An 11,541-nucleotide genomic window follows, 5' to 3' on the forward strand; every position below is an offset into this window, starting at 1 on the left:
TGGATTTTCACTTTGACGCGGTGAACAGTGAGAAGGTTACCGTTTCGCCAGCGCCGCCGCATTTTTACCGGCCAGAATGCCGAAGATAATAATATCGGCGACAGCATTACCACCGATGCGGTTCGCACCGTGGATACCACCGACCACTTCGCCTGCGGCCCAGGCACCGGTGATCGCCTGTTTCTGCACATTGAGCACGGCGGTATCAGGGTTAATGGTCACGCCACCCATGGTGTGATGCACACCCGGTGCGATGCGGATGGCAAAGAACGGGCCCTGATTAAGCGGGTGACGCAGCGCAGTCGTGCGGCCAAAGTCTTCGTCTTTTTTCTCCACGACAAACAGGTTGTAGCGCAACAACGTTTCCGACAGCGTGTGCGGATCCATATTCAGCTTCACCGCCAGTTCTTCCGGCGTAGGCGCGCTGATCACAAAGCCTTTGGCGATATACTCGTCGGCCGCTTTGTTACCCGCCCGCACCTGTTCGTCGAAGATCACCCATGCACTTTTTTCCGGTAACGCGATAATCCCGGCAGATACTTTGTCGCGGGTTTCCATTTCATTATAGAAACGCTTCCCGGCCTGACTGATCAGGATCGCACCCCCGCCACGGATCGCCTCTGAAATCAGATAAGAAGTCGTCTGCTCTACCGTCGGGTGGATCTGTATTTCGCCCATGTCAACGGTATCTGCGCCCAGTTTCTGCAGCAAGGCAATCCCGCTGCCGGTTGCACCTGCATGGTTCGTGGTCACGAAACCATCCAGTTCAGGGCGATATTTCACCACCATCTCGCGGTTGGCACTGAATCCTCCGGTGGCGACAATCACGCTTTTGGCATTCAGAATGCGGCTGTCATTGTATTCATCCACCACTTTAACGCCGGTCACCACGCCATTTTCAGACAGAATTTCGGCGACGGTGGTTTCGAGCAGCACTTCGATATCGCGCTTGTTGATGTTTTTCACCAGACCGCTGATCAGGAAGCCGCCGACTGCTGAACGATCCGCCGGACGATGCGTGCGGTCGATGCTCATCCCGCCGGTGATGGTGATATCGTTCAGTTCGATCTCTTTCGCCGCCAGCCATTCAACCGCTTCCGGGGCCAGTTCCACAAACTCTCTCAGCAGCACCGGATTGTTTTTGAATTTGCCGCCCTTCAGCGTTTCGTCATAAAACAGCTCTTTGCTGTCTTCGATGCCTTTCAGTTTCTGGAAACGGGTTTCTGCGGCGTTCATCCCCACTGAAGCTTTGATGGTATTGCCGCCGATGGTCGGCATTTTTTCGATAATCACCACATGCGCGCCTTCGTCATGTGCCTGAATCGCCGCAGCCAACCCTGCGCCACCGCTGCCCACCACCACAACATCATAGTTTTGCGGCGCCTGCGGGTTACCGCCCTCTTCAATAACATGTTCTTTACTGGACGTCGCCAGCGCACGTGAGACCGCTTTTTTCAGCGCCTCACTCTGGGTGGTCGCGCCGGTAATGGCATCGACATGCGGACTGTTGGCGACCAGCATACGGGTTCGCAGGCTTTCAAACGTGGTGGTGAAATCGACGTCCAGCGAGTCATCTTTGACCAGTGCAATATCAGTAATACGGTCAGTATCGAGCGTAACGCTGATCTTCAGCTTCAGCGCTTCAGCTTCGACTTTTTCCTGATAAACCCCGGCTTTGTATTTACGGCCGGTGACGCTGGTGTCGCGGATCATGGCATCAACCAGCGAGAAGCGCCACAGCGGCTCAGGGATGTTCAGTTCTTCGCGTTTATGGCTGTCGATAAACAGCTCGAGATGATCGTTATTGATAATACGGTCAGCCCAGTCCGGATAAGCAATACAGGCTTTCCCGACGGCGATCAGATCAAAGCCGTATTCCAGCCCCTTTTCGGCATCAGCTTTATTGATCACCCCGCCGACGCCAATCACCGGCACTTTGGCGAGGGTTTCAGATCGCATGGCACGGTATTTAGTGATGAGTGGCGTCGGATCCTGGGTATCGACAATGGAAGGACGCAACAACTGCCCGACTGAGAAGTGTACGTAGTCCAGCCCGCGGGCGGCGAGTTTTTCCAGCAGATACATTGTATCGTCAAAACGGATACCGGGGACTTCCAGTTCTTCCGGCGAGAAGCGGTAGCCGATAATAAAAGACGCATCCGCCAGGCGTTCCGCCATTTTGTGGGTGATCTCGAGGACTTCCAGCGGGAAACGTGCGCGTTTGTCGCGGTCACCGCCCCATTTATCAGTGCGCTGGTTGGAGTTCGGCGAGTAAAACTGCTGGATCAGGTAGGTGTTTGCGCCATGGATTTCCACGCCATCGAAACCGGCTTTAATGGCACGGTTCACGGCATCACCAAACTTGGTGATCAGCGTGTCCACTTCTTCGCCGGTCAGCTCTTTCGGCCGGGTCGCACCTTCACGCGGCGCAGCAATGGCGCTTGGTGCCACTGGCGTACGGCCGCCGATCAGTTCCGGCTCCACCATTCTGCCGCCGTGATAAATCTGCAGAATCGCTTTTGAACCTTTAGATTTAATGGCATCAGCAATTTTCTTCAGACCGGAAATTTTGTTGTCGCTGTCGATAGCGATCGCGCCCGGGAACGCCGGCCCCATACGGTCAATGAAGCAGCATTCGACGATGATTGTACCGATACTACCGGCACGGTCGCGGTAGTATTCCACCAGTTCACTGGTCACGGTACCGTCATAAAAGCCGGTACAGGTCGTCATGGGGGCCATCAGCAGACGGTTTTTCAGTACCGCACCGTTAGGAAGCGTGAGCGGATTAAGTACCGGTGTCAGCTTATTCATTATGATCAACTCCGAAATGTGTAAGTCTTGAATTTTTTCGTGGCCGCATTGCTTATCCTTGCTTACCGTAAATAAAAACTACCATTTAATTAAGCAACCCGGAGCAGGTGATGAATACAGAAATCTGTGGGCTAATGTATTTATATCAGACGATAAAATTAGCGTTATAAACGTTGTTTAAGCAGGAGTTGTTTATTTAACCGGCATGAAAACCGATACCATCATCAATTGTTAATGATGAGTTGACAAAAATCAACTTTAGAATAACATAAAAAACTCCACCTTGAAAATCAGTACGTTGACCGCAAAACTGGCGTTTACTCAAATTTACTCTACAGTCATTTAAACGGATTAACGTCAAAAAAAATTAACCACAATTTCTGTAATGTCATGTGTTGCTGAATGAATGCATTACGCCATTTTGCCTGAGAACATTTACCTCAGAATAATAGTAACGTCTTAATTTCGTCACAAAGGATCCACCATCATTACGTACCGCTTAACGCATTTCAGATCGAAAGAATAATTAATGGTTTTCTGAATCAGAACACCCTCTCAGATAACCGTGGCGTAACGCTCACTCTCAATTACGGGCAGACAAAATTTATGAAACCCACATCCACATTGAATGATCCCGGCACAGCCGATCCGGCCTCCGGGGTACTCACAAAACGTCTGATTATGCTGTTCCTGCCGGTGCTGGTGGCGGTGCTTTTACTGCTGACCCCGGTCCCTGCCGGGCTTGAACCCTATGCGTGGCATTTCTTCGCTATCTTTGTCGGCGTCATAGTCGGCCTGATTTTTGAACCCTTGCCTGGCGCCGTGATCGGCCTGACCGGTGTGGTGGTAATCGCCCTGTTCAGCCAGTGGCTGTTATTCAGCCCGGCCGAAATCGCTAATCCAAAATTTAAGATGCCCGCCGAGGCATTCAAATGGGCGGTGAGCGGCTTCGGCAACTCGACGGTCTGGCTTATCTTTGGCGCGTTTATGTTCGCCGCCGGGTATGACAAAACGCAGTTTGGCCGCCGTCTGGCGCTGATCCTGGTGAAATATCTCGGCCGCCGCAGCCTGACGTTAGGTTACGCCATTACCTTTGCGGATCTGCTGCTTGCACCTTTCACGCCATCCAACACCGCACGCAGCGGCGGGACCATTTACCCGATCATTGCCAACCTGCCACCCTTATATGGCTCCAAACCGAATGACCCGAGTGCGCGTAAAATCGGCTCTTATCTGATGTGGGTAGCGATTACCGCGGCATGTATCACCAGTTCGATGTTCCTGTCGGCGCTGGCCCCGAACCTGCTGGCGCTGGCGTTAGTCAAAAGCATCACCGGCTTTACTATTTCCTGGGGGATGTGGTTCCTGGCCTTCCTGCCCCTGGGCGTACTGCTGATCCTGACCATGCCACTGCTGGCCTATTGGTTCTATCCGCCGGAAGTGAAAATTAATGATGAGGTGCCGCGCTGGGCGAAAAGTGAGCTGGAGAAACTGGGTAAGCTGTCGCGCAACGAGATCCTGCTGCTGATCTTCGTGTGTTCTGCGCTGCTGATGTGGATTTTCGCTGCGGCGTGGATTGAACCCGCGCTGGCTGCACTGCTGGTCGTGGTGCTGATGCTATGGACCGGCGTGCTGAACTGGAACGACATCACCAGTAACAAACCGGCCTGGAATACCTTTGCGTGGTTTGCCACTCTGGTGGCGCTGGCGGATGGCCTGGCCCGTGTCGGTTTTATCGCCTGGCTGGGTAAAGAAGGCGGCCAGTTGCTTAACGGTTTCGACCCGCAGGTCGCCGCTGTTATGCTGCTGATTGCATTCTTCCTGCTGCATTACCTGTTCGCCAGTACCACGGCACACACCACCGCTCTGTTACCGGCTATGCTGACAATCGCGGCGGCCATACCGGGCATAAACATGCCGGTTTACTGCCTGATGATGGTGACCTCGCTGGGTGTGATGGGGATCATCACCCCGTACGGCACCGGCCCCAGCCCGATTTATTACGGCAGTGGCTATCTGCCGACCAAAGATTACTGGCGTCTCGGTACCATTTTTGGTGCGATTTTCCTCGGTAGCATGATGCTGATTGCCTACCCGTGGATGGTCATGATGTTCTGATACGTGCCCCCGCCAGACTGCCTCCCGCAGTCTGGCAACCCTTTTTGCATCACCGCAACCATCTGTCATTCCTGTAGAAAATAATGCTTACTCAGGATGGCCGCGCCGTCATCAATCGATTTGTGGATAAGCTTCACGCAGCGTTTATCATCACCGGCTTCCAGCGCCAGTAACAACTGATCGTAATTGTGCTGCCCCTGCGCCATATGCGGCGACTGGGGATAAAGATAGTTAAAGCAAGGGCCAATCTGCACCCACAGTTGCTCAATCAGCGCGGTCAGCGTGGGCATCGCGGCCATGTCATACAGCGTAAAGCGAAACTCCCGGTTCGCCTCTAAAGCGCCCTCCACGTTATTTTCCACTTTCGCTGCCATAAATCGGGCATTCAGGGTTTTCAGTAAGGCAATCTGTTCCGCAGTGATCTGCCCGCAAGCTTGCGACACCGCCAGACCTTCAAGATTTTTACGTATAAGCGTAATTTCCTGATAGCGCGCAGGTGCAATTTTAGGCACCAGAAAGGCCTGTGCCGGTGTGGCATCAAGCGCACCGGCCGATACTAAACGCAGCAACGCTTCGCGCACCGGCGTCACGCTGGTACCCAGTTTTTCAGCGATTTCTTTGGTCACCAGCCGCGCGCCTGGTTTGAGTACGCCGACGATTAATGCCCCTTTCAGTTTGGCTTCCACCTGCATGGTCAGGCTGACACGCTGCGCTTTTTCCATCTCAAACATGTGACGTTTTCCTTTAGCAAAATAATGGCTTTTCTTTTGCGGTTTAATCCGTAGCTTGCAAAAAATACATTATATAGGATATATCATGTATTGAAGAATTGAATATTGACTGACCTTTTTTGTGACGCACACCTTCACGTTAATTCCGTCAACTCTTCTGACGGCTTCACTTTGGGAATGACCGTAATGAGAATACCTGCCTTCAAACTGGCTTCACTCGCCCTGCTTATCAGCCTGGCAACACCGGCTGCTTTCGCCTCTGAACTGGTGATCGGCCAACCGGCTTCCGCCACGGCCATGGATCCGGGCTTCCTGAAAGAGTCTGCCACACTGGTGGATAACCTCTTCGATACGCTGGTGCTGCGCGACGCCAATATGCAGTTGCAGCCTGGGCTGGCGACAAGCTGGAAACCACTGGATGATACCACCTGGACCTTCACCCTGCGTCAGGGCGTGAAGTTCAGCGACGGCGAGCCGGTTGATGCGAAGGCGGTAAAATTCTCCATTGACCGTATTCTTGACCCTGCTAATCACGCACCGACCATTTCCTATATCCGCACCATCAAATCCGTGGAAATCACCGGCGAGTATCAGGTGAACATCCACACCGCCGGCCCCGACCCGCTGCTGCCAACGCGCATGAGCCGCTACCCGACCTATATTGTGCCACCGGCGTATGTCACCAAAGTCGGTGCGGCAGAATTTGCCCGTAAGCCGGTCGGTTCAGGCGCCTATACCCTTACCGCGTTTATTCCCGATGAAAAAGTGGTGATGCAGGCCAATCCGGATTACTGGCGCGGCAAACCCGCCATTGATACCGTGACCTGGCGTCCGATCCCGGAGGCTACCGGACGCATCACTGCTCTGCTGACCGGCGAAGTACAGCTGGTTGATGGTGTACCGGCTGATCTGGTACCGGCGCTGAAAAACAAGCCGGGCGTACATCTTGAGCAGGTAAAAAATGGCGGGCTGACCATTTACCTCGGACTGAAGAATGACCAGAAACCGCTGAACGATGTGCGCGTACGCCAGGCGTTATCACTCGCACTGAACCGTGCGGCTTATACCCGCGATTTATTGCACGGTTTTGGCACACCGACCGGCACCATGGCCGGACCGAAAGATTTTGGTTATGAGGCCATCCCCGCCCCCGCTCAGGACATCGCCAAAGCCAAAGCGTTGCTTGCAGAAGCTGGCTATCCGCAAGGTTTCACCCTGCGCTTCCAGGCTCCCCGCCGTTATATTGCCAGCGCCGACGTCGCCCAGGCGATTGTGCAGGATCTGGCTGCGATCGGCGTGAAAGCGCAACTCGAGGTGCCGGAATGGTCGGTCTATACCCAACAGGTAGCGGCGCAAAAACAGGCACCGATGTACATGCTGGCATGGGGTTCAACCCAGACGCTGGACGCCGATGCCGCGCTTTATCCGATCCTGCACTCCGGCGAGCCGTATTCCACGGTGAATTCGCCAGAGCTGGATACTCTGCTCAACAGCAGCCGTACCCTCGTCGATCCGGCCAAACGTGAGAAAATTTTGCAGCAGATACAGGAGGTTGTCGCCAGGCAGCAACCGCTTATCCCGCTGTACAAAGAAGATTCCCTGTATGCCAGCGCCGACAACGTAGCCTTCACCGGCCGCGCTGATTCGCGGATCCCGCTGTTTGATCTGAGGATTAAATGATTTCACTGCGTACAACCCTGCAACGGAAATCCCGCCGCCGGTTTTATGGCGACGGGGTCCTCGGCGCACTGTTGCTGTTACTGGTGATTGTCCCGGCGCTGCTGGCGCCGTGGCTGCCCCTGCCTGATCCGCTGACAAACAATCTGGCTGCGGCCTTTTCACCGCCGGACGGTCATCATTTGCTGGGCACCGATCAGCTGGGGCGTGATTTGCTGTCGCGGATTTTATCGGGTACGCGTCTCTCGCTGATGGTGGTGATGCTGGCCGCAGTCATTGCCGCCGTTATTGGCTCGGCGCTGGGCATGATTGCCGGTTACACCGGCGGCTGGCTTGATGCGCTGATCATGCGTCTGATGGACATTCAGCTGGCGGTGCCTTTTATCCTGCTGATCCTGCTGGTAATGGCGCTGTTCGGCGCGTCGCTGACTAATATTATTCTGATCATGGGCGTGACCAGCTGGGCGATTTATGCCCGCGTCGCCCGCGCCAAAACGCTGGAGATCCGCGAGCTGGAATTTATCGAATCGGTCAAAGCCATGGGATTTTCCACCCCGCGTATTGTGCTGCGCCATGTGCTGCCCAATCTGATGACGCCGCTGATTGTGCTGCTGACGCTGGATATCCCGCGCCTGATCGTACTGGAAGCCTCGATTGGTTTTCTCGGCATGGGCATTCAGCCGCCGACGCCAACACTCGGCAATCTGATCGGCGAAGGCCGTTCTTACATGCTGCTTGCACAGTGGCTGGTGCTGTACCCGGGGCTGGTGATTGCGGCACTGGTCATTGGCTGCAATCTGCTTGGCGACAGCCTGCTGCGTAAAACCCACACGAGGCTCGACTGATATGCTGCGTTATATTTTGCAACGCCTCGGACAATCGGTACTGGTGATGTTTGGTGTGTCACTGCTGATTTTTTACAGTCTGCACCTGACCGGTGACCCGGCGGCGGTGATGATGCCGCCGGGCTCCAGCCAGCAGGAAATTGATAACTTCCGGCACAGCATGGGTTTTGACCGTTCACTGACATGGCAGTACTGGCATTATCTGACCGGTGTTTTACAGGGCAACCTTGGCGAATCGCTGCGCTACAGCCAGCCGGTCACTGAACTGATTGGCCAGCGCGTTCCCGCCACCCTGCTGCTGGCCTTTACCGCGTTACTCTGGAGCACTGCCGCCGGTTTACTGCTCGGCATCATCAGCGCGTTATATCAGAACACAGTGTGGGATCTGATTTCGCGCCTGCTGGCTTTCAGCGGCCAGGCGGTGCCGGTGTTCTGGCTTGGCCTGCTGCTGATTATCGCCTTCAGCCTTAACCTGCGCTGGCTGCCTTCCGGCGGTTATGGCAGTGCCAGTCAGCTGGTGATGCCTGCCATCAGCCTTGGTGCGTATTACATGAGCGCCATTGCGCGTCTGATCCGTGCCAGTCTGATTGACGTTCTTCAACAAGATTACATCCGCACCGCCCGCGCCAAAGGGCTGAGCCGCTGGCGTATTGTGGTTCGCCACGGTTTACGCAATGCGCTGATCCCGGTCATTACGGTGCAGGGCATGTATTTTGCCTCGCTGCTTGGCGGTGCGCTGGTAACTGAAATCATTTTTGCCTGGCCGGGTATCGGCCGCCTCGCGGTCCAGGCGATCCAGAACCGCGATTTCCCGCTGGTACAGGCCATTGTGCTGCTCGCCGCGCTGGTGTTTGTTGGCATTAACCTGATCATCGATTTGCTCTATGTGGTACTCAATCCGAGGATCCGCCTGTGACACGTTCCATTTCCCCCTCACTGCAAGCGACGCTCGATTTACTCAATGCGATGACGCCGTTTGCCAGTGTGTCCGGCCAGCTCAGCCAGCAGCGCGAACTGGCACAGTGGCTGGAAGACTGGATCCGCCAGCAACTGAACGGCGTGCCGGTGTTGCCGGTCAGCCTGCAAAACGACGAAAGCACCCCGCCGCTGGTACATATGCGCATTGAGCGTCAGGCGGCGAAAACGCTGGTGCTGTACAACATGTACGACGTGATGCCCGCCACGGATGAAGGCTGGGAATTCCCGCCTTTCACCGGCGGCATGACTGAATGGCCGGGCACCGGCGCGGTGTATATCGCACGCGGTGCGGAGAACAATAAAGGGCCGCTGGCAGGCATGCTGATGGCGATAAAATCGCTGTGCGACACTGGCGGGCTGGACGTCAACCTCGAGATCATCCTCGAAGGCGAAGAAGAAACGGGCAGCGGCCGGTTACGCCGTTATCTGGCGCAGGAACCGTGCCCTGTGCCGCCCGCCGGTGCAGTATTTTTCCCCTCGCTGTGCGAGTACGGCGGGGGCGAACCCCGCGTGTATCTTGGTTTCAGCGGACTGAGCGGCGGCCGTTTACGCGTCAGTGGCGGCGCATGGGGCGGCCCTCATGCAGCGATCCACGCCAGTAATGCCAACTGGATTGCCAACCCCGTCTGGCGGCTGATTCATGCCCTACATACCATTGCGCCCGCCGTAAACAGCGGCGTCATCGCGCGTCTGCCCGTCGATGAGGCGGCAAACGAGCTGCTGCATACGCTGGCGGAACACTTCAGCATTCGCGATGAACTGCGCTTTCGCCACAGCGAAACCTTATCGGTCAGCGGCGATACGCTGGCCTGCCTGCAACAACTGATTAACGGCGCGGTGCTTAACATTTCAGAAATCCGCAGTGACCCGCAACAGGCACGGGGTGTAATCCCGCACAGCGCCAGCGCGGAACTCGCCCTGCGCGTGCCGCCGGGCATTGACGGTGAAAATCTGCTGGCAGACGTCCGCCGGACGCTCAGCCAGGCGGAATTTGGCGGCGTGGAGCTTGAGCTGGACGACAGCTATCCCGGCCACCGTTTCCCGCGCAACAGCCCCGGCGTCGATGCCCTGCTTGCCAGCTACCAGCTACAGGGCGCAAAACCGCAGATCTGGCCGTGGGCACCAGGCTGCGCACCGGCGTATACCTTTGCCCGCATCGCACCGGCCTTCCTGATTGGCGGCCTGGGTCACGGTGGCAATGCGCACGGCGTGAATGAATTTGTCACCCTGCACGGGCTGGAGCGCTTTCAGCAATCCGTCACTGACTGGATCCGTTTTTATACCCATGACAGCTCTTTTTCTGCTTTGCCGGAATAAGCCGGCGAAGCTTTGCGTCAACATCCGGGAATATTTAAAAGATAATCAGCAGGAAAATTATGATGAAACAAACAGATGATTTTGAACGTGTTTCACTGGGATTTTTCCCCACACCGCTGGAGCGCCTGAACACACTTGGCGATTCACTTGGCATCACGCTGGATATTAAACGTGATGATTACACCGGTTTTGGCGGAGGCGGAAACAAAGTCCGCAAACTGGAATATCTGATGGCCGACGCCTGCCGTCAGCAGATCAATGTGGTGATCACCACCGGCGGACATCAGTCCAACCACGCCCGCATGGTAGCGGCAGCGGCACGTAAGTTCGGCATGAAACCGGTGCTGGTGTTGCGTGGCAATCAGCCGGATGTCTATCAGGGCAATCTTCTGCTCGATAAGTTGTTCGGTGCGGAGCTGGAATTTCTCGATCCCGAGGGCTATTTCACCCAAATTGAAGGCGCGATGAATGCCCATGCCGACGCCGCACAGGCGCGGGGCGAAAAGGCGCTGATTATTCCGCTCGGCGGCGCCACACCGCTCGGGGCACTGGGTTACGTGCGTGCCATAGAAGAAATGGACGCCCAGCTGAGAGAACGCAATCAGTTGCCGCCGGACGTGATTGTTGCCCCGACCGGTTCCGGCGGCACGCTTGCCGGGCTTTACGTCGGCGCACGCAAATACTGGCCGGACACCAGAATTGCCGGCATCAGCGTCAGCGCCAAAGCAGAATGGTTTCAGACACGGATTTCCGCTATGGCGCAGGATTGCGCGGATTTGCTGGAATGGCCGCAAAACTGGACGCCGGAAGATATCTGGATTGAGGACGGATTCGTCGGCACCGCGTATGGCGTGCCGTCTGACGGCGGCATTGAAGCCATCTATCGCGTCGCCCAGGCCGAAGGTTTACTGCTGGATCCGGTCTACACCGGCAAAGCCATGCACGGGCTGATCAGTCTGGTGGAGCAAGGTAAAATCCGCGCCGGTTCACGGGTGATTTTCGTCCATTGCGGCGGCTCTCCGGCGCTGTACCCCTTTGCGCAGACCTTGCTGGAGCACTGA

At 55.7% G+C, this 11,541-nt stretch carries 8 protein-coding genes; 6 read left to right on the forward strand and 2 right to left on the reverse strand.

What is annotated here, in order from left to right; genetic code table 11:
- Positions 1-36: 36 nt before the first annotated feature.
- Positions 37-2,814, reverse strand: coding sequence for a flavocytochrome c (locus ETV65_RS02200; protein WP_129951367.1), 2,778 nt, complete (start codon positions 2,812-2,814; stop codon positions 37-39).
- Positions 2,815-3,420: 606 nt separating this feature from the next.
- Here ETV65_RS02200 and ETV65_RS02205 point away from each other — a divergent pair.
- On the forward strand, positions 3,421-4,932 hold the full coding sequence (locus ETV65_RS02205; protein ID WP_129951368.1) for an anion permease: 1,512 nt from the start codon (positions 3,421-3,423) through the stop codon (positions 4,930-4,932).
- Between the two features lie 65 nt (positions 4,933-4,997).
- On the opposite strand, the gene ETV65_RS02210 is transcribed toward ETV65_RS02205, so the two are convergent.
- On the reverse strand, positions 4,998-5,663 hold the full coding sequence (locus ETV65_RS02210; RefSeq protein ID WP_129951369.1) for a GntR family transcriptional regulator: 666 nt from the start codon (positions 5,661-5,663) through the stop codon (positions 4,998-5,000).
- A 186-nt stretch (positions 5,664-5,849) separates the two neighbouring features.
- Here ETV65_RS02210 and ETV65_RS02215 point away from each other — a divergent pair, with 186 nt between their 5' ends.
- The 5 genes from ETV65_RS02215 to ETV65_RS02235 all read left to right on the forward strand — a co-directional run bounded on the left by ETV65_RS02215 (position 5,850) and on the right by ETV65_RS02235 (position 11,541).
- On the forward strand, positions 5,850-7,343 hold the full coding sequence (locus tag ETV65_RS02215) for an ABC transporter substrate-binding protein (protein WP_129951370.1): 1,494 nt from the start codon (positions 5,850-5,852) through the stop codon (positions 7,341-7,343).
- Positions 7,340-8,185: an ABC transporter permease gene (locus ETV65_RS02220; RefSeq protein ID WP_129951371.1), complete on the forward strand. Its 846-nt coding sequence runs from the start codon at positions 7,340-7,342 to the stop codon at positions 8,183-8,185. The genes ETV65_RS02215 and ETV65_RS02220 overlap by 4 nt, the downstream gene beginning before the upstream one ends.
- Position 8,186: 1 nt before the next feature.
- Positions 8,187-9,101 carry an ABC transporter permease gene (locus ETV65_RS02225; RefSeq protein ID WP_129951372.1) on the forward strand — a complete coding sequence of 305 codons (915 nt, stop codon included), beginning with the start codon at positions 8,187-8,189 and terminating at the stop codon, positions 9,099-9,101.
- Positions 9,098-10,480 carry a M20/M25/M40 family metallo-hydrolase gene (locus tag ETV65_RS02230; RefSeq protein ID WP_129951373.1) on the forward strand — a complete coding sequence of 461 codons (1,383 nt, stop codon included), beginning with the start codon at positions 9,098-9,100 and terminating at the stop codon, positions 10,478-10,480. Before ETV65_RS02225 ends, ETV65_RS02230 begins: the two co-directional genes overlap by 4 nt.
- Before the next feature lie 62 nt (positions 10,481-10,542).
- Entirely contained in the window at positions 10,543-11,541 is a 999-nt protein-coding gene (locus ETV65_RS02235; RefSeq protein WP_129952115.1) for a D-cysteine desulfhydrase family protein, read from the forward strand.

The organism is Rahnella sp. RFA10(1/100) (assembly GCF_004195115.1).
Classification (GTDB): Bacteria; Pseudomonadota; Gammaproteobacteria; order Enterobacterales; family Enterobacteriaceae; genus Rahnella; species Rahnella perminowiae.

Bases quoted from the DNA above. Each gene is read 5' to 3' on its own strand.
- ETV65_RS02200 (WP_129951367.1), bottom strand. From the start codon at position 2,814: ATGAATAAGCTGACACCGGTACTTAATCCGCTCACGCTTCCTAACGGT.
- ETV65_RS02210 (WP_129951369.1), bottom strand. From the start codon at position 5,663: ATGTTTGAGATGGAAAAAGCGCAGCGTGTCAGCCTGACCATGCAGGTG.
- ETV65_RS02215 (WP_129951370.1), top strand. From the start codon at position 5,850: ATGAGAATACCTGCCTTCAAACTGGCTTCACTCGCCCTGCTTATCAGC.
- ETV65_RS02225 (WP_129951372.1), top strand. From the start codon at position 8,187: ATGCTGCGTTATATTTTGCAACGCCTCGGACAATCGGTACTGGTGATG.
- ETV65_RS02205 (WP_129951368.1), top strand. From the start codon at position 3,421: ATGAAACCCACATCCACATTGAATGATCCCGGCACAGCCGATCCGGCC.
- ETV65_RS02220 (WP_129951371.1), top strand. From the start codon at position 7,340: ATGATTTCACTGCGTACAACCCTGCAACGGAAATCCCGCCGCCGGTTT.
- ETV65_RS02235 (WP_129952115.1), top strand. From the start codon at position 10,543: ATGAAACAAACAGATGATTTTGAACGTGTTTCACTGGGATTTTTCCCC.